Origin of the sequence: Burkholderia guangdongensis, assembly GCF_013403875.1 — a bacterium.
Classification (GTDB): domain Bacteria; phylum Pseudomonadota; class Gammaproteobacteria; order Burkholderiales; family Burkholderiaceae; genus Burkholderia; species Burkholderia guangdongensis.
This window is the reverse complement of record NZ_JACBNX010000032.1, coordinates 14,452-33,513: the sequence shown is the minus strand read 5'-3', so window position 1 is coordinate 33,513 and position 19,062 is coordinate 14,452. Positions and strand designations below refer to the sequence as shown.

Sequence of the window (19,062 nt, the reverse complement as noted above, 5' to 3'; positions counted from 1 at the left end):
GGGCAGCGTGTGGTGCGTGTGGCGCGCGGCCCCGGGCACGCCGATGCCGGCGGATCAAGCCGCCGCGTCGACGAAAACATGGCCGACCGAAGGATCGGTCGTCCCGTCATGCAACCCGGCGATGACCGCGCCGGCATCGTCGAGCCCGACGTGCTCGACCATCCGCATCCACTGCGCATCCGGCCGCGCGATGCGCCCCAGAAACGCGCGCTCGTCGCGCGCGTAGCGTTCCATGAACGCGCGCGACTGGCCGGCGGCCTTGTACGCGTCGAGCTGCAGCGCGGCGAAGAAGAACACCGGCGCCGGGCCCGGCAGTGTCGGGTCCCTCTCGGGAAAGCCGGTCGCCTGCGTCGATCCGACCAGGCAGTCGAACGCGAGCTTGTCGCCGAGATGCGCGTGCACGCTGCGGCGCAGGCTGCCGTCACCGGACAGATCGATGTAGACCGTTTTCTTCGTTGCATCGATCGACACGCAATCGGCGTAATCGAATGCGGCGTCGTAGCAGCCGAGACGTTCGACGAACGGCCGGTTGCGCGCCGACGTCAGCGCGATCTTGCGCGCCGGCACATCCGCGAGGCAGTGCGCGACCCCGTAGGCGGTCTTGCTCGACGCGCTCGAGATCACGAACTGCTCGGCGCCGAAAAACGCGCGCTCGCGCAGATAATCCGCCGCCGTATACGACGTGATGAACAGCGCGCGAAAGATCGACACGAGGCTGTCCATGCGCGGATCGGCGTGATCGGGCTGGAACTCGTACAGGTTGTAGACCTTCGGCGTGCCCGAGCGATGCGGTGCGCCGTCGACGAAGCTGCGCGACGTGACCTGCGCGGGCTGCATCGTCAGATGTGTCGCGATCGGGAAATAGCCGAACACGCGGCGCCCGACCGCGACGTCCGGCGCGCGCGACGCGACGACGGTCGCAAAGCCCCAGACCGGCATGCAGCCGTATCCGGCGAGGCTCGCGGGAAACAGGTTCCAGTAGCCGATCGCGTCGCCGTATACCGCGTAGGTCATGTTGTTCGTCGTCAGCGCGAAGCGCTCGATGCGCACGAGTACGTCGCCGTCGCGCAACGGCGGTGCGCTCAGCTCGACCGTCTCGGCGACGCCGAGATTGCTTTTTAGCGATTCCACGCGAAAAATCCGGGTCATCGTTTCTCTCCGTTCCGAAAGCGTCATGACAGAAAAATACGACGGATCGCGCGGCCGCGTGTTCGGAAAGTCCGCGCGGCAGGCGGACCCGACGACAACGCCCGCCGCGCCGAGCAAACGGCCGAAACAGGCGCGCGCGAAATTCACCGTCGCCGCGATTTACGACGGGCTCGTTCGGATTTGGCTGCGCGACGGCTGGGACGCGGTGACGATGCGCGCGCTATCCGACGAAACCGGCTATTCGGTCGGCGCGATCTACGAATATTTCCCGAACCGCGAGGGCATTCTGTCGGGCTACATCCGCCATGCGCTCGACGCGCGGCTCGAACGCCTCGCGCGCGAGCGCGCCGAATGCGCGACGCTCGATCGGCGCGCGCGCATCGAGCGGATGGTCGCGATCACGATCGCGGTGGACGATGTCGCGTTGCCGCCGCTCTTTCCGGCGCTCGGCGATCTCGAGCACCGCGTCGCGAACCGCAACGCGCATCGGCGCATGTTCGCGGCTTTCGCCGACGCGTGGGCCGGCTGGATCGACGAGGACGGGCGCGTCGATGCCGAGGATTCGCGCACGGTCGCGCGCGAGCTGTTTCTGACGGTCTGGGGGGCGTGGCGCTATGCGCTGCTGCTCGGCGAGCCGGCATTCGACGCGGTGAAATTTCAGCGAACGATGCAGGCGCTCTGCCTGTGGCGGCTATCCGGCGACGACCGATGACCCGGACGACACGCGCATTCGTTTCCATTCGATTGAAACGCATCCGCGGACCACGTCCGCTGTCGCCGGGCTGATGCGAAGCTGACGCCGCCGTCATTCGCATGCGAGCGCAGATGTCGGAACTGCCATTTTGCGGTTAGCGTCGCGCCAATTCCGTTTAGCACAATGAACAGGTCGGGCCGCATGCCGCGCGCTCGATCACTCATCATTGGGGAATCGCATCATGAAACGGAAACTGATGGCGGCGGGGCTGTGGGCGATTGCCGCGATCGCGGCGAGCGTGCCGGCGTTCGCGCTCGCGCAGACGGCACCGGCGGACCCGGATCAACCCGGCCTGACTCGCGCGCAAGTGATGGCCGATCTGATCGGCGCGGAGCGCGAAGGCCTCGTGCCGACGACGGACGGCGACTATCCGCCGAGCGACCGGACGGTCGCGCGTAATCGCGAGCTGTATGCGATCGCGCATGGCGAACGGAGCAGCATGGTCGGTGCGACGTCGCGGGAGGCCCAGTAAGGGCTACGCGTCATTCCCCGATGAACTTGTGCAGCAACTGGCCTAGCTGTTCGAATTCGGCCTTGCTGAACTTCTCCAGCCGCGCGTTCAGCACGCCCTGCGCGAGCGCCGGAAGCTGGTCGGCCAGCTTCCGGCCCTTGCCGGTCAGCGCCAGATTGACGACCCGGCGATCCTCGTCGCTGCGCGAGCGTTCCAGCAACTCCTTCGTCTCGAGCTTGTCGAGCAGGCGGGTCATCAGCCCGGTGTCGATCGCGAGCAGCTTCGACAGCTCGAACGGCGTGCCCGCCAGACCGGCGCGAATCGACAGCACGATGCCCATCTGCTGGCCCGTGATGTCGAACGCCTTGAGCGCCGCATCCACCTCCGCCGTGACCAGGTTGCGGGCCTTGTTCAGCAGAAACCCGATGCTCTCGGTCACGGAGAAGGTCTGGGGCGTGTAGTGGTCCATCGGCGATTCCTGATTCCTGAGGTTCATTGATCCGGAATCTATCTGCAAGGTCAGATAGTTTCAAGCAGAAATCCGAATCTTCCAGGAACGTCGCCGCCGGCCGCATTCAATGGCCGCCCGCGCCGGCCGCCGCCGCTGCCGCGCTCCCGTCCGGCCGCGTGATCCAGATCAGCGGCACGATGACGACGAACAGCACGCCCGACAGCCAGAAGATGTCGTTCAACCCGAGCATCGTCGCCTGCGCGTTCAGCGCCGATTCCACCACGGCGAACGCTTGCGACGTGCCGCCGCCGAGCGTCTGCCGGACCTGCGCGACGGCCATCGAAAAGGCGGGATTGCCGATGCTCGACTGTTCGGCCAGTTGCGCGTGATGCAGGATCGTGCGGTCGTTCCACAGATTGCTGACGATCGACGTGCCCGCCGCGCCCGCGAACGTCCGCGCGAAGTTCGACAGCCCGGCGGCGGCGGGGATCTTGTCCTGCGGCAGGCCCGACAGCAGGATCGCGGTCAGCGGCGTGAGGAACAGCGCGGTCGGGATACCCTGCAGCAGCGTCGGCAGGATCAGCGTGCGCGGATCGATGCTCGTCGTGTAGTGCGAGCGCATGAAGAACACGCCGGCGAAGCCGACGAACGCGAGCGTCGCCAGCACGCGCGTGTCCGTGCGCGGCATCAGCTTGCCGACGACCGGCGCGAGCAGCACGGCGAAGATGCCGAGCGGCGCGGTGACGAGCCCGGCGTTGAGCGCCGGATAGCCGAGCCCTTCCTGTATCCATTGCGGCAGGATCACCAGATTCGAGAAGAACACCGCGAACGCGACCGAAATCGCCAGCGTGCCGCCGAAGAAATTGAGGCCGAGGAACAGGCGCAGATCGACGATCGGCCTGTCCTCGGTCAGCTCCCAAATCACGAAGAACACGAAGCTGACGAGCGCGAACACCGCGAGCGCGCAGATCAGCGGCGAATGGAACCAGTCGAGATCCTTGCCCTTGTCCAGCATGATCTGCAGCGCGGCGACCCACGCGATCAGCGAAAGCAGGCCGACCTTGTCGACGGGCAGCTTGCGCCCGCCGGTGTCGCGGTCGCGATAGACCATCCAGACCGCGGACGCGGCGAACAGGCCGACGGGAACGTTGACGTAGAAGATCCACGACCAGCTGTAGCGGTCGGTAATCCAGCCGCCGAGCGCCGGGCCGGCGATCGGGCCGACCGTCGCGGTCATCGCCCACAGCGCGAGGGCGCTGGCGCTTTTCTCCTTCGGATACGACGCGAGCAGCAGCGCCTGCGACAGCGGTACGAGCGGGCCGGCCACGATGCCCTGCACGACGCGCGCGGCCAGCAGCACGGTCAGATTCGGCGCCAGCCCGCATGCCCACGACGACAGCACGAACAGCAGGATCGACGCGACGAACAGCTTCACCTGCCCGACGCGCTGCGTGAGCCAGCCGGTCAGCGGGATCGAGACCGCGTTGGCCGCCGAGAACAGCGTGATGACCCAGGTGCCTTCGTCGACGGAGACGCCGAGATTGCCCGAGATCGTCGGAATCGCGACGTTCGCGATCGACGAATCGAGCACGTTCATGAAGGTGGCGAGCGCGACGGCGAACGTGCCGATCGCGAAGCGGGCGCCGGTCAGCGGCGCCGGGGCGGGGGTGGACGGGTTCATCGCGGATCCTTGCGGGCGGTTGGAGGGTGTCGGCGGCGAAAAATCGGCCATATAGCTGACATGTCAGATAAATGGGCAAAAAATCACGGGTGCAGCCGCTTTCTCAGCAGGCGGCCGAGCGACGTCGGCTTTCGCTTCGGTCAGCGCCAGTTGTCTGACAGAACGCTATCTGCAAAGTCAGATAAAGTCAAGGCGCGGGCGTGGGGTATCGCGCCGCGTCATCGCGCTGGGCCGACATAAGCGAGCAGCACCGATAGCGTGACGAGCGACCCGAGCGTCGACAGCAGAATGGTCCGCGACGCGATCTGTCCTTCGCGCCGATAGAACTCCGCGAGCATGTACGGCCCGGTGCCGGTCGGCAGCGCGGCGAGCACGACGGTCATCCCGACGAGCGACGACGGCATCGCGAACACGCGCGCCGCGAGCCACCACGACAGCGCCGGCTGAACGACGAGCTTCACGCCGGTCAGCATCCACGCGCCGCGCGGCGGAGTATCCGTGGCCGCGCGCTTTTCCGCGAGAAACGCGCCGAGGCTGACGAGCGCGCACGGGCTCGCGGCGCCGCTCAGCAGCTTCAGCAGCGTCTCCACGCTGCCGGCGATCGGCACGTGCGCGGCGGCGACCGCGACGCCCGCGAGCGGCGAGAAGATCAGCGGATTGCGCGCGAGCGACGCGATCACCTTGAGGCCGAGCTTGTGCGGCGCGCGCTCGGTCTGCAGCCCGATCTCGATCAGCACGATCGCGGACGCGAACAGCACGCACGCGACGATGATCGTCGCAATCGTCGTCGGCGTCAGGCTGCTCGTGCCGAACGCGATCAGGCACAGCGGGAAGCCGAGATAGCCGGTGTTCGGATACGCGGCCGCGATCGCGTCGATGCTCGCGTCGGCGAGATGGCGGCCGGCGACGAGCCGCGACGCGAGCATCAGCAGGAACGTCACCGCGCATGCCGCCGAGAACGCCGCGATGAACGCGGGCTGGTAGAGCTGCGCCCACGTCGCGTGCGCCATCGTGTGGAACAGCAGCGCCGGCAGCGCGAGCCACACGACGAAACGGTTCAGCTCCGACGCGGCGTGCGGGCCGAACAGCCCGCGCCGCCGGCACGCGAAGCCCGCGAAAATCAGCGCGAAGACGGGAAGGAGAATCTCGAGAGTCGACAACATCCGGGTGATCCATGCCTGTGACAAGCCGGCAATCGTAGTGTGACGTGGCCGGATCGTCCAATACTTGTTTCGATACTCCGGCGTCGCCCGACCTCACCGCAGATTCGTCTTCGCGAGCTCGACGATCTCGTCGCCGCGTCCGCTCAGGATCGCGCGCAGCATGAACAGGCTGAAGCCCTTCGCGTGCGCGAGCTCGATCTTCGGCGGCATCGCGAGCTCGTACTTCGACGTGACGACGTCGATCAGCGCGGGCCCGTCGTGCCTGAACGCGGCCCGCAGCGCGGCCGCGATGTTCTCCGAATGCTCGACGCGCACGCTGAAGATGCCCGCGCCCTTCGCGATCGCCGCGAAATCCGTCGCGCTCAGATCGACGTTCGTATCGACGTAGCCGGCCGCCTTCAGCTCCATCGACACGAAGCCGAGCAGGCTGTTGTTGAACACGACGATCTTGATCGGCAGGTTCAGTTGCCGCGCGCTCAGCAGATCGCCGAGCAGCATCGACAGCCCGCCGTCGCCGGACAGCGACACCACCTGACGCCCCGGGTTCGCCGCCTGCGCGCCGAGCGCCTGCGGCATCGCGTTCGCCATCGACCCGTGATTGAACGAGCCGTGAAGCTGCCGCTGGCCGTTCATCGTCAGATAGCGCGCGGCCCACAGCGTCGGCGTGCCGACGTCGGCGGTGAAGATCGCGTCGGCCGCCGCGAGTTCGTCGACGAGCTTCGTCAGGTATTGCGGATGCGCGGGCTTGCCTGGCCCCGACGGCACTGCGAGATCGTCGAGCGCCTTGCGCGCGGCCGCGTAGTGCTTGCGCGCGTTGTCGAGGAATGTGCGGTCGGTCTTGCGCGTGACGCGCGGCTGCAGCGCCTGCAGCGTCTCCTTCACGGTGCCGACGAGGCCGACCGCGAGTGGCGCGCGGTGCCCGAGCTGCGAGCCTTTCCGGTCGATCTGCGCGATCTTCGCGTGGGGCGGATAGAACGCGCGATACGGAAAATCGGTGCCGATCATCAGCAGCGTGTCGCACGATTGCATCGCGTGATAGCCGGAGCTGAAGCCGATCAGGCCGGTCATCCCGACGTCGAACGGATTGTCCCATTCGACGAACGGCTTGCCGCGCAGCGCATGGACGACCGGCGCGCCGAGCGTGTCCGCGAGCGCGACGACCTCGTCGTGCGCGCCCTGCGTGCCGCTGCCGCACAGCAGCGTGACCGCGTGGGCGCCGTTCAGCAGCTCGGCGAGCCGGTCGAGGTCCGCGCCCGCGGGCACGATCGACGGCGGCGCGCAGGCGCTCCACGCCGGCGTTTCGTCCGGGCCGTCGGCGAGCGCGACGTCGCCGGGCAGCACGATCACCGCGACGCCGCGCTCGTCGATCGCGGTGCGCATTGCGCGCGCGAGTACGCGCGGAAACTGCGACGCGTTCGTCACGAGCTCCGCGAAATGGCTGCATTCGCGGAACAGTTCCTGCGGATGGGTCTCCTGGAAGTAGCCGAGGCCGATCTCGGTCGACGGAATGTGCGCGGCGATCGCGAGCACCGGCTGATGATTGCGGTGGCAATCGTAGAGGCCGTTGATCAGATGCAGATTGCCGGGGCCGCAGCTGCCCGCGCAGACCGCGAGCTTGCCCGACGACGCGGCGTCCGCGCCCGCCGCGAACGCGGCGCTTTCCTCGTGGCGCGTGTGCATCCAGCGGATCGAGCCGAGCTGGCTCAGGCTGAACGCAAGCCCGTTCAGGCTGTCGCCGGTGACGCCCCAGATGCGTTCGACACCCGCCGCGGCGAGCGTGTTCGCCAGATAGCCCGCGATCGTCTGTTTTGCCATGATGCCCTCGTGTGTCGTTCGGTGACGGAAAGGCCGATGCGCAGGCGTGCCGGCGGGGGCACGCGTCGTTCGTCGGGGAACGCGCATCGCGGATGAAGGAAGACGGCGAGCGGCAGGACGCTGCGTCGCCGCACCCAAAAAATATAGCAAATGGCTCGCGATATGATGTCCGTATTCCACCAGGATCTCCCTATGGCCACTCGTTCCCGACGCGATTTCCTCAAGTTCTCGGCCGGCCTCGCCGGTGCGACGGCCGCGACCGCGCTCGTGCCCGAATCGATCCGCCGCGCGCTTGCGGTCGAGCCGCACTCGGTTACGGGCACGCTGCGGGACGTCGAGCACGTCGTCGTGTTCATGCAGGAGAACCGCTCGTTCGATCATTACTTCGGGCATCTGAGCGGCGTGCGCGGCTACAACGACCGCTTCCCGATCACGCTGCCGAACGGCCGGCCGGTGTGGTTCCAGCCGCGTCAGGAGGATCCGTCGAAGGCGATCGCGCCGTTTCGCTTCGACACGACGAATCCGGACGTGAACGCGCAGTGCATCGGCGGGCTGCCGCACACATGGGCGACGACGCACGGCGCGATCGACGGCGGCCGCGCGGACAAGTGGCCCGCGCGGAAGACGGACATGACGATGGGCTATCACGTTCGCGACGACATTCCGTTTCATTACGCGCTCGCCGACGCGTTCACGATCTGCGATCACTATTTCTGCTCGATCCCGGGCAACACGCATCCGAACCGGATGGTTTTGATGACGGGGACGGTCGATCCGCTCGGCACTGGCGGCGGGCCGCTGCTCGACAACACCGACTACATCGACAATGGGTTCGATGCGCTGAAGCTGCCGCCGTTCACGTGGACCACGTACCCGGAGCGTCTCGAAGCCGCAGGGATTTCGTGGCAGATCTATCAGCAGGGCACCGGCTTCGACAACTTCACCGGCAACTTCGGCACGAACATGCTCGCGTGCTTCGAGAACTTCGTGAACGCGCCGGCGGGCTCGTCGCTGCGGGCGCGCGGGATGAGTGCGCGCACGCTGACGCAGCTGAAGGCCGACGTGCAGGCGAACGCGCTGCCGCAGGTGTCGTGGCTGCTGCCACCGGCCGCGTATTCGGAGCATCCGAAGTTCACGCCGCTGTACGGCGCGTATTACCTGTCGACGATTCTCGACGCGCTGACGTCGAACCCGGACGTGTGGAGCAAGACGGTGCTGTTCGTGATGTACGACGAGAACGACGGCTTCTTCGATCACGTCGTGCCGCCGCAGGCGCCGACGGTGCCGGGCTCGGGGATGAGCACCGTCGACGTGTCGCTCGAGCGGCACGATATCGTGACCGCGACGCAGCACGGCACGTATGCGGTCGACAATTTGCCGTACGGCCTCGGGCCGCGTGTGCCGATGCTCGTCGTGTCGCCGTGGTCGAAGGGCGGCTACGTGTGTTCGCAGGTGTTCGATCACACGTCGGTGCTGCAATTCATCGAGAAGCGCTTCGGCGTGATGGAGACCAACATTTCGCCGTGGCGGCGCGCGATCTGCGGCGACCTGACGTCGGCGCTCGATTTCTCGACGGCGGACTCGAGCGTGCCGCCGCTGCCGAGCACACGGACGTATGTGTCGCAGGCCGACATGCAGTGTGCGCGCATGACGTCGCAGTCCGCGCCCGCGAGCACCGAGCAGCAGATCATCGCCGCGCAGGAGCCGGGCACGCGGCCCGCGCGTGCGTTGCCTTATGAACTGCATGTGAACGGGCGGATTCAGGCGCAGGGCTATGCGCTGACGTTTGTGAACACGGGGGCGCAGGGGGCGCATTTTTGGGTCTACATGGGTGATCCGGCGGCGATGCCGCGTCGCTATACGGTCGAGGCGGGCACGCAACTGACCGATACGTGGGCGTTCGACACGAATGGGCACTATTTGCTGAGCGTGTACGGCCCGAACGGGTTTTTTCGGCGCTTTGCGGGGGCGGCTGTGGGTGACGCGGGCGCGAAGCCGGATCTGGTCGTTCGCTACGACGCGGTGAAGGGTGATGTGCACGTGACGCTGAGCCACGCGGGCACGGCCACGCTGACGGTGACGGTCACCGACGTCGCGTATGGTCAGCCCGCGCGCAGGGTGACGGTGCCGGCGGGGCGGCATGTCGATGTGCGCTGGGATCTGTCGAGCAGTAGCCGGTGGTACGACCTGCAGTTCGCGGTCGCGGGCAATCCGGTGTGGGGGCGGCGGATCGCCGGGCACGTCGAGACCGGCAAGCCGGGGATCACCGATCCGGCCGCGACCGCGCCGGTTACGCAGGCGATTTAGGGTGCCGATCCGTCGTTGATCAACCCGCCTGCATCGCAAGCGTAACCGTACCCGCCCCCATCATCACCGCGCCCCCCGCATAACCGAACCGACGCTGCGCCGCCACGCTGGTGAGGCGATGGGCGAGCGCCTTCGCCGCGAGCGCGTACATCGACGCGTTGACGGCGGCCAGGCACACGAAGGTCGGCAGCAGGATCGCACTCTGCGACACGAAGGTCCGGTCCGCCGACATGAACTGCGGCACGAACGCGACGAAGAACACGATGCTCTTCGGGTTCAGCGCGGTCACGGTCCAGGCCGCCAGGAAGCGGCGGCGGGCGGATTTCTGCTGGATCGGGAGCGTGGCGTCGGGCGCGTCGTCGCGCAGGCGCCGCGCGCTCAGAACGGACTTGATCCCCAGATAGAGCAGATACGAGCCGCCGGCCAGCTTGAGCACCGTGAAGGCCGACGCCGACGCGGCCAGCAGAGCGCCCGCGCCGGCCAGCGAGATCGACATCGCGGTGGTGTCGCCGGCAGCCACGCCGGCCACCGTGCTCCACGTCGAGCGGCCGCGGTTGGCGAGCGAATCGCCGATGACCAGCAGGATCGTCGGGCCGGGGATCAACAGTACGACGACGCTCGCGCCGACGAAGGCGAGCCAGGTGTGGATGGGCATGCTCGGGCTCCCGGGAGTAGTGGATCCGGCAAGTTATCCACGAAATTCGACGAGCGTCAAATGCTGCACCCGATCGCCCGGCCTGAACGTCGTCGTCATCGTCAAGGCATCTCCTGCTCGAATTCGGCTTCCACGCGCAGGCTCGCGAGATCGCGCCCGACGGTGGCGACGGCGAGCCGCGTGCCGTTGCGCCAGTAGGTGACCGAGCAGTCGTGCGCGGCCGGATCGCCGTCGACGTCGACACGATCCCATTGCTCCGCATGGCCGACGTAGTTGACCGCGACGTCGTAATGCTGCGTCCAGAAGAATGGCACCGCCGCGAACCGCCGCCGCTGCCCGAGGATGTTGCGCGCGGCGACCGCACCCTGGCGCTCGGCGACGACCCAGTGCTCGACGCGAATGCGCTCGCCGGTTCGCGCGTCCGGCCAGCGCGCGATGTCGCCGGCCGCGTAGATGCCCGGCGCGCTCGTCTGCAGGAACGCGTCGACCGACACGCCGCGGTCGATCGCGAGGCCGGCCGTCTGCGCGAGCGTCACGTCGGGGCGCACGCCGATCCCGGTCACGACCAGATCGGTAGCCAGTTCGACGCCGGTCGACAGCGTCACGCGATCCGCTTCGATTTCCGCGATCGTCGATTCGAGATGAAATTGCACGCCATGTGATTCGTGAAGCGCCTGGAGCATGTCGCCGAGCGTCGCGCCGAGCACGCGCTCCATCGGCCGCGCCTCGGGCGCGACGACGTGTACTTCGAGCCCGCGCGCGCGCAGCGCGGCCGCGGCTTCGAGCCCGATGAAGCTCGCGCCGACGATCACGCACCGGTGCGCGGTCTCGGCCTGCGCGATCAGCGCGTCGCAGTCGGCCAGCGTGCGGAGCACGGCCACGTGCGGCAACGTCGCGCCGGGCACCGCGAGCCGCGCCGGCTCGGCGCCCGTCGCGAGCAGCAGCGCGCCGTAGGTCACGACGCTGCCGTCCGATAGCGTGACGGTTTTTTGCGCGGGATCGAGCTTGACGACGCGCACGTCGCGGCGCACGTCGATCCCTTTATCCGCATAGAACCCGTCGGGCCGCAACGGCAGCCAGTCGGCCTGCGCGGTGCCGGCGAGATAGTCCTTCGACAGATTCGGCCGATCGTACGGCAGCGCGCGATCCGCGCTGAACAGCGTGACGGGGCCCGCATAACGTTGCCGCCGCAACGTGTCGGCCGCGGCATTGCCGGCCGCGCCGCCGCCGACGATCACCACCGACGCGGGAAGTGACGCGGCGGCGGGTTCCGGCGCCTGCGCCGCCGGCAGTGCGTCGCGCACGAACGCGCGGCCGTCGTGCTGCTCGACGCGCCAGCATTTCAGGTCGTCCTGCGCAGGCGCGCCGAGCACCTCGCCGTGACGAAGGCTGAAGCATGCGTGATGCCACGGGCATCGGATCGTGTCGCCGACCACGAGGCCGTCGGCCAGCGGCGCGCCATAGTGCGTGCACGTCGCGCCGATCGCGAACAGCGCGCCGGCGCGGCGCACGAGCAGCACGGGCTCGTCGCCGACGTGGCCCGTCACCATCGCGCCGTCGGCGATGTCGGCCAGCGGCACGCCCTGGGTGAGGTCGGGGTCGTCGGGGGAAGAAGAGTGTTCGGTCATGGCCGGTCTCCTTGCTCACTGGAGATACAGCCATTATCGGCCTCGCTGTGTCGAAGAAAAAGGTACAGATCACGCGGCGCGCAAACCAAGCGTACGGACCCCGATCCGGGGAATCCATGCACGCGAACTACCCGAACGGGTAGCGATCGCCCCCCTCCTCGATCCCTACACTGCCTCTCGATGGACATTACGAGGCGATGCCGCGTTCGGGCAGCGCTTGTTCAACAGCAAAAACATCAGGAGACGAATCAGATGACGCGACATCCTCCCCGCAAACGCATCGCCATCGTGGCCGGCGCATTGCTCGGCACGCTCGGATCGTCCGCGCACGCGCAAAGCAGCGTGACGCTGTACGGCATCGTCGACGCCGGGCTCCTTTATACGAGCAAGTCGCTCAATCCAGTCACCGGGCAGAACGCCGGCCACCAGTTCTCGATGATCACGGGCGGGATGACGCCGTCGCTGTTTGGCCTGAAAGGCACCGAAGACCTCGGCGGCGGCCTGAAGGCGATTTTCGCGCTCGAAAGCGGGATCGACGTGACGAACGGCGGTTTCGCCGATTCGAACGGCAACCTGTTCGGCCGTCAGGCGTGGGTCGGCCTCGCGAGCGACTACGGCACCGTGAAGGCGGGCCTTCAGTTCTCGCCGTTCGTGCTGTCGCTGATTTCGACCGACGCGCGCAACGTGTCGTACTTCGGCAGCGGCGTGCCGATCTATGTCGGCAGCGTGCTCGTCACCGGCATCTTCAACGCGAACGCGATCTCCTATACGAGCCCGACGATCGCCGGTTTCCGGGGCAGCGCGATGCTCGCGCTCGGCGGCGTCGCCGGCAACTTCCAGGCGGGCCGCCAGTATTCGGCGAGCCTCGATTACACGTACGGCCCGCTCTTCGTCAGCGCCGCGATGTACAGCGGCAATGCGGGCGGCACTGCCGCGTCGACGCCGGTGCCGAGCACCGTGCCGTTCTCGGGCCGCACGGTCGGCGCGAGCTACCGGTTCGGAGACCTGACCGTGAAGGCGTCGTACACGAACCTCAAGGTCGCGGGTTCGTTCGACAACCGCACCTACGGCGGCGGCCTGAGCGTCCAGTTCACGCCGGCCGTGCTCGCGGATGCGGGCGTCTGGTACACGAGCGACGGCAACGACACGCACAACCATTCGATCCTCGCGGCGACCGGCTTGACTTACGGGTTGTCGAAGGCGACTTCGCTGTACGGCCAGGTCGGCTTCGTCGACAACCACGGGCTGATGGACACGGGCCTGTCGACGAACGGCGCGCTGTTCGGCGCGTCGGGAACGACGTTCGGCGCCGCGCTCGGCATTCGTCATTTGTTCTGACGCGCGCCGGCGCATCACGCAACGCAGGAGGACAGTGTGCAACTCGATATCGATTTCAGCGGCCGTCACGTGTTCGTGTTCGGCGGCACGACCGGCATCAACTTCGGCATCGCGCAGGCTTTCGTGCGATGCGGCGCGAACGTCAGCGTCGCGAGCCGCAAGCGCGAGAACGTCGACGCGGCGCTCGCCGCGCTCGCCGGCCAGGGCGCGCAAGTTCACGGCGCGCAAGTTCATGGCGCGTGCGGGGACGTGCGCGACTTCGACGCGGTCGGCGCGGCGTTCGACGGCGCGGCGAGCCGCTTCGGGCCGATCGACGCTCTGATCTCCGGAGCGGCGGGCAACTTTCTCTGCGAAGCGAATGCGATGTCGGCGAACGGCTTTCGCACGGTCGTCGACATCGACCTGATCGGCTCGTTCAACGTGATGCGGCAGGCCTACGCGCATCTGCGCAAGCCGGGCGCGTCGATCGTGAACATCACCGCACCGCAGGCGAGCGTGCCGATGCGCCATCAGGCGCATGCGGCCGCCGCGAAAGCCGGCATCGACCAGCTCACGCGCGTGCTCGCGCTCGAATGGGGCGAGTACGGCGTGCGCGTGAACGCGATCTCGCCTGGCCCGATCGACGGAACGGAAGGCTTTCGCAAGCTGATCGCACGCACGGACGACGAGCTCGCGGCGGCCGAAGCGGCGGTGCCGCTGCGCCGCTTCGGCACGGCGGACGACATCGCGAATCTCGCGCTGTTCCTCGCGTCACCGTATGCGTCGTACGTGTCGGGCGCGGTGATTCCGTGCGACGGTGGCGGCGCGATCGACAGCGTGAAGCCGGCGCTCGAGCGCGCGGGCGCGCACGCGTCGGGCCGCGTCTGACGCATGTCGCCCGCGGATGCGGGCAATCCATGTCCCACGACTACCCGAACGGGTGGGGTGGCGAACCGGGCCGCTGCCTAGACTGATTCCACGACGAACGCGAACAAACAAACAGACAGACAGGAGACACCGTGCATTCCCTTTTCTTTCCGTGGCCCTTCACGAAGCGAGAGAGTTCATGACCATTTCATCCGAACCCACCGGCGACGTGCGGCCGGGCGCGGGGAGCACCCGGCTCGCGCGGCATCGCCTGATCAACATCGACAACGGCGGCACGCTGACCGACATCTGCGTGATGGACGGCGACAAGGTCGTCCGCACGAAGACGCTGACGACGCCGCACGATCTGTCGCAGTGCCTGTTCGACGGGCTGCGCAAGGCGTCCGAAGCGGTGTACGGCAAGGAGGACCTCGAGGCGCTGCTGCTGTCGACCGCCGCGATCCGCTATTCGACGACCCAGGGCACGAACGCGCTCGTCGAGCGCAAGGGGCCGCGGCTCGGGCTCGTGGTCGGCGGATCGCTCACGGTCGAGCAGGTGCGCGCGGCCGACGGCGCGGCCGGCCTGTTCGACGCGGTGATCGGCGAGCGCGCGGTCGCGCTGTCCGGCGAAGTGTTCGAAGCGGACGTAGTGCGCGCGGTCGGCGAGCTTGCGGCGTCGGGCGCGAACCGGCTCGTCGTGTCGATCGGCGGTCCGCGGCGCGCGGAAGTCGAGCAGCGTCTGAAGCGCAAGCTGCTGCGCAGCTTTCCGCCGCATCTGCTCGGCGCGCTGCCGATCCTGTACGCGCACGAAGTCGCGGACGACGCGAACGACGTGCGCCGCACCTGGACCACGCTGTTCAACGCGTTCCTGCATCCGGCGATGGAGCGCTTCCTGTACAGCGCCGAGCAGAAGCTGCGCGATGCGCGCGCGCAAAGCCCGCTGCTCGTGTTCCGCAACGACGGCTACGCGGGACGCGTCGCGAAGACGATCGCGTTGAAGACCTACAGTTCCGGCCCGCGCGGCGGGATGGAAGGCGCGCGCGTGCTGGCCGCGCATTACGGGCTGAAGCATCTGCTGTCGATGGACATCGGCGGCACGACGACGGACATCGGCGTCGTCGACGAGCGCGGCGTGCGCGCGGACCGGCGCGGCAACGTCGAGGGCGTGACCACGTCGTTCGCGCTGTGCGATGTCGTCAGCGCGGGCGTCGGCGGCAGCTCGATCATCCGCGCGGACGGCGAGCGCATCGCGGTCGGCCCGGAAAGCGTCGGCAGCGCGCCGGGGCCCGCGTGCTTCGGGCTCGGCGGCACGCAGGCGACGATCACCGATGCGTTCACGCTGTCGGGCCTGCTCGATCCGGCGTCGTTCTTCGGCGGCAAGCTGACGCTCGACAAGGCGCGCGCGCTCGCCGCGATCCGCGCGCACGTCGCCGATCCGCTGCAGATGGGCGACCGGGAGGCGCTGTCCGCGATGGAAGCCGCGTGGGTGGCGAAGGTCGCCGACAGTCTCACCGCGTACACGGAGATCCGGCCCGACACGACGCTGGCCGCGTTCGGCGGCGCGGGCGCGCTCGTTGCGTGCCGCGTCGCGGAAGCGATCGGCGTGACGCGCGTGTTGATTCCGGGGCTCGCGGCGGTGTTCTCCGCGTACGGGATCGGCTTCTCGGACGTCGGGCACAGCTTCTCGGCGCCGCTCGCGGACGCGACCGACGACGCGCTGGCGGCCGCGATGGACGCGCTGTTCACGCAGGCGTCGCGCGCGATGTTCGGCGAGGACGCGCAGATCGACGACTGCCGGCTGATCTACGCGCTCGAAGCGACCGGCGCGGACGGGCGGACCGTCGAGCACGCGCTGCGCGGGCAGACGCTGCCGGCCGGTCTTCAGCCGGGCGCGACGCTGTCGGTGTCGCTGACCGCGGTGAAACGCATGCCGCAGGCGACGCTCGCCGGCCGCTTCGGCGACGGCGGCCATCAGGTCGCGATCACGCGCGACACGCGCCTCGTCGTCGTCGACGGGCACGAGGCCGAGCTGCCGCTCTATCGCGTCGAGGATCAGCCGAAGGGCGTCGCGGTGCGCGCGGCCGGCCCGGCCGTGCTCGAGGAGGATTTCTTCACCGGGCGCATCGACGCGGGCTGGCACTTCGAAATCAACTCCGCGGGCGACATCCTGCTCAGCCGCGGCGAGGAGAACGAGCAATGAAAGTCCTGATCACCGAAACGCTGCGCATCGATCTCGGCACCGAGCAGTGGGAATGCCGGCGCTGCGGCCACGCGCACGGCAGCGCGCGCGACAACTACAAACGCGGGCTGCTCGTGCACGACCGCGATCCGCGCGAGATCCACAAGCCGCTGCTCGATCCGACGCTGTACGAGCGCACGTACTCGCCGGACCCGGACTGGTGCCGGATCCTCGAATACTACTGCCCGGGCTGCGGCGTGCTCGTCGAGGCCGAGTATCTGCCGCCCGGCCATCCGCCGCTGCACGACATCGACCTCGATATCGACGCGCTGAAGGCGCAATGGAAGGATCGCCCGGAGATGACGGAGCCCGCGCAGGCGCCCGACCTGGCGCTCGAACGCGTGAAGCTGCAGCGTGCATTGCATGCGGCCGCGCATCACCGGCATGCGGTCGGCGGCGAAGCCGACGCGCCGTCCACCTGACAGACCGGGAGAATCGAACATGAAACGTGTTTCCGTCGACATCGGCGGCACCTTCACGGATTGCTTCGTGGCCTGGGGCGATCAGTGCGTCGAAGGCAAGTCGCTGACCACGCATCACAATCTCGCGGTCGGCTTCAACGATTCGCTGTCGGACGCGTGCCGCCAGCTCGAGCTGACGCCGTCGCAACTGTTGTCCGAAGTCGATTCCGTGCGCTACGCGACGACACTCGGCACGAACGCGCTGATCGAGCGCAAGGGCCCGCGCGTCGGCCTGCTTGTCACGACGGGCTTCAAGCACACGGTGCCGCTGTCCCGTGCGCGCGGCTACGGCGAAGGGCTCGCCGAGTCCGATCAGATGGACATTCCGAACGCGGCGCGGCCGGAGCCGCTCGTGGCGATTCCGCTGATCCGCGAGATTCGCGAGCGCGTCGACTATCTGGGCCAGGTGTTCTGGACGCTCGACGAGGACGACGTGCGCCTGCGCATCCGCGAGCTCGTCGACGCCGGCGCGCAGGCGCTCGTCGTGATGTTCACGAACAGCGTGGTCAATCCGGTGCACGAGCTGCGCGTGCGCGAGATCTTCCTCGACGAATATCCGGCGCACATGCTCGGCGCGATTCCGATGCTGCTGTCGCATCAGGTCGTCGGGCGCAAGGGCGAGTATTCCCGCGCGACGTCGTCGATCATCGACGCGTTCCTGCATCAGATCATGTATCACGGGCTCGGCACGCTCGAGCTGAACCTGCGCCGGCAGGGCTACACGAAGCCGATGCTCGTCAATCACAACTCGGGCGGGATGGCGCAGCTCAACTCGACCGACGCGCTGCAGACCGTCCACTCGGGGCCGGTGTCGGGGATCGCGGCGAGCGAATACCTGTCGGCGGCCGCGGCGCTCGGCAACGTCGTCGCGACCGACATGGGCGGCACGAGCTTCGACATCGGGATCGTCGTGCAGGGCGGGCAGAAGTTCTACGACTTCAACCCGGTGATCGATCGCTGGCTCGTCAGCGTGCCGATGGTGCATCTCGTCGCGCTCGGCGCGGGCGGCGGCTCGATCGCGCGCTACGAGCGGATGTACAAGACCGTCGAGATCGGCCCGCAGTCGGCCGGCTCCGATCCGGGGCCCGCGTGCTATGACCGCGGCGGCCAGCATCCGACCGTCACCGATGCGGACCTGCTGCTCGGTTATCTCGACCCGAAGAACTATGCGAACGGCCGCATTCCGCTGAATCCGCGCCGCGCGAAGCAGGCGATGCAGGACGATCTGTGCGACGCGCTCGACCTCGACGTGATCGAAACCGCGAAGCTGATCAAGAAGCAGGTCGACGCGTCGATGGCGAACGGGATCGCGACCGAGCTGCGCACGCGCGGCTACGAGCCGAAGGATTTCACCGTGCTGGCCTATGGCGGCAACGGCCCGCTGCATGCGTGCGGGATCGCGTCGGCGCTCGGCATCGCGAAGGTGCTCGCGCCGCCGTATTCGTCGACGTTCTCCGCGTGCGGCGCCGGCACGGTGAACCAGATGCACATCCACGAGATGAACACGTGGACGGTCCTTTTCAACCCGAATACGAAGTCGTTCTTCATGGACTACGACGCGTTCAACCAGGGCGTCGAGGCACTGGAGCGGCGCGGGCGGGAGGATCTCGAGCGGCAGGGGATGGACCCGTCGCAGATCCGCTACCGGCTCGAGCTCGACATGCGCTACGGCAACCAGCGCGTGCAGACGGCCGTCGTCACGCCGATCTCGCGGCTGAAGACGCAGCGCGACGTGCTGACGCTGATGGAACTGTTCTACGAGAGCTACGGCTCGCGTTTCGGCGAGGGCTCGCAGAGCCCGGAGACGGGCGTGCGGATCAACACGCTGCGCGTGTGCGCGTATGTCGAGCAGCCGTCGGTGAAGTTCGCGCAGCTCGCGGTCAGCGACGATCCGCTGCCGCCGCCGGAGCCGGTCGGCTACCGCGACTGCCATTTCGTCGGGCACGACGGCCCGCTTCGCACCGCAATTTACGACGATCGCGCGCGCGCGGAGCGCACGCAGATCGAGGGGCCGGCCGTCGTCACGACGCGCGCGACGACGTATCTCGTCGAGCCGGGCTGGATCTATCAGGCGACGGCCCAGGGCGGCGCGTGGTTCCTGCGCAAGTAAGCAAGGAGTTCGAC

15 protein-coding genes are annotated in these 19,062 nt (G+C 68.0%); 8 read left to right on the top strand and 7 right to left on the bottom strand.

All coding sequences use genetic code 11. The annotated features are described in order from the left end of the window. Positions 1 to 54: 54 nt before the first annotated feature. A complete protein-coding gene (locus tag HZI36_RS24810; RefSeq protein ID WP_179405321.1) occupies positions 55 to 1,149 on the bottom strand; it encodes a DUF2855 family protein in 1,095 nt (364 codons plus the stop codon). A 25-nt stretch (positions 1,150 to 1,174) separates the two neighbouring features. Here HZI36_RS24810 and HZI36_RS24805 point away from each other — a divergent pair, with 25 nt between their 5' ends. Next, positions 1,175 to 1,861: a TetR/AcrR family transcriptional regulator gene (locus tag HZI36_RS24805; RefSeq protein WP_179405320.1), complete on the top strand. Its 687-nt coding sequence runs from the start codon at positions 1,175 to 1,177 to the stop codon at positions 1,859 to 1,861. Positions 1,862 to 2,084: 223 nt separating this feature from the next. Next, on the top strand, positions 2,085 to 2,375 hold the full coding sequence (locus tag HZI36_RS24800; RefSeq protein WP_179405319.1) for a DUF4148 domain-containing protein: 291 nt from the start codon (positions 2,085 to 2,087) through the stop codon (positions 2,373 to 2,375). Positions 2,376 to 2,385: 10 nt separating this feature from the next. On the opposite strand, the gene HZI36_RS24795 is transcribed toward HZI36_RS24800, so the two are convergent. The 4 genes from HZI36_RS24795 to poxB form a co-directional block, all read right to left on the bottom strand. After that, positions 2,386 to 2,823 carry a MarR family winged helix-turn-helix transcriptional regulator gene (locus tag HZI36_RS24795; protein ID WP_179405318.1) on the bottom strand — a complete coding sequence of 146 codons (438 nt, stop codon included), beginning with the start codon at positions 2,821 to 2,823 and terminating at the stop codon, positions 2,386 to 2,388. 106 nt (positions 2,824 to 2,929) lie between these two features. Further along, on the bottom strand, positions 2,930 to 4,486 hold the full coding sequence (locus tag HZI36_RS24790; RefSeq protein ID WP_179405317.1) for a DHA2 family efflux MFS transporter permease subunit: 1,557 nt from the start codon (positions 4,484 to 4,486) through the stop codon (positions 2,930 to 2,932). A 218-nt stretch (positions 4,487 to 4,704) separates the two neighbouring features. Next, complete coding sequence (locus HZI36_RS24785; protein ID WP_179405316.1) at positions 4,705 to 5,649, bottom strand: AEC family transporter; 945 nt, start codon at positions 5,647 to 5,649, stop codon at positions 4,705 to 4,707. Between the two features lie 93 nt (positions 5,650 to 5,742). Further along, on the bottom strand, positions 5,743 to 7,464 hold the full coding sequence (gene poxB, locus HZI36_RS24780) for a ubiquinone-dependent pyruvate dehydrogenase (RefSeq protein WP_179405315.1): 1,722 nt from the start codon (positions 7,462 to 7,464) through the stop codon (positions 5,743 to 5,745). Between the two features lie 192 nt (positions 7,465 to 7,656). Here poxB and HZI36_RS24775 point away from each other — a divergent pair, with 192 nt between their 5' ends. After that, positions 7,657 to 9,771 (top strand): phosphocholine-specific phospholipase C, encoded by a 2,115-nt coding sequence (locus tag HZI36_RS24775; RefSeq protein ID WP_179405314.1) that lies wholly within the window; start codon positions 7,657 to 7,659, stop codon positions 9,769 to 9,771. A gap of 19 nt (positions 9,772 to 9,790) precedes the next feature. Here the strand turns inward: HZI36_RS24775 and HZI36_RS24770 are convergent, their stop codons facing one another. Both HZI36_RS24770 and HZI36_RS24765 read right to left on the bottom strand, forming a co-directional pair. After that, a complete protein-coding gene (locus tag HZI36_RS24770; protein ID WP_179405313.1) occupies positions 9,791 to 10,426 on the bottom strand; it encodes a LysE family translocator in 636 nt (211 codons plus the stop codon). Between the two features lie 101 nt (positions 10,427 to 10,527). After that, positions 10,528 to 12,054: an FAD-dependent oxidoreductase gene (locus HZI36_RS24765; RefSeq protein WP_179405312.1), complete on the bottom strand. Its 1,527-nt coding sequence runs from the start codon at positions 12,052 to 12,054 to the stop codon at positions 10,528 to 10,530. Positions 12,055 to 12,306: 252 nt separating this feature from the next. On the opposite strand from HZI36_RS24765, the gene HZI36_RS24760 reads away from it, so the two are divergent. From HZI36_RS24760 to HZI36_RS24740, 5 genes are all read left to right on the top strand, one after another. Continuing rightward, positions 12,307 to 13,392: a porin gene (locus HZI36_RS24760; RefSeq protein ID WP_179405311.1), complete on the top strand. Its 1,086-nt coding sequence runs from the start codon at positions 12,307 to 12,309 to the stop codon at positions 13,390 to 13,392. A 36-nt stretch (positions 13,393 to 13,428) separates the two neighbouring features. Further along, entirely contained in the window at positions 13,429 to 14,259 is an 831-nt protein-coding gene (locus HZI36_RS24755) for an SDR family oxidoreductase (protein WP_179405310.1), read from the top strand. A gap of 178 nt (positions 14,260 to 14,437) precedes the next feature. Then, complete coding sequence (locus tag HZI36_RS24750; protein ID WP_179405309.1) at positions 14,438 to 16,438, top strand: hydantoinase/oxoprolinase family protein; 2,001 nt, start codon at positions 14,438 to 14,440, stop codon at positions 16,436 to 16,438. Next, positions 16,435 to 16,899, top strand: coding sequence for an acetone carboxylase subunit gamma (locus HZI36_RS24745; protein ID WP_179405308.1), 465 nt, complete (start codon positions 16,435 to 16,437; stop codon positions 16,897 to 16,899). The genes HZI36_RS24750 and HZI36_RS24745 overlap by 4 nt, the downstream gene beginning before the upstream one ends. A gap of 19 nt (positions 16,900 to 16,918) precedes the next feature. Then, a complete protein-coding gene (locus HZI36_RS24740) occupies positions 16,919 to 19,048 on the top strand; it encodes a hydantoinase/oxoprolinase family protein (RefSeq protein WP_179405307.1) in 2,130 nt (709 codons plus the stop codon). Positions 19,049 to 19,062: the final 14 nt, after the last annotated feature.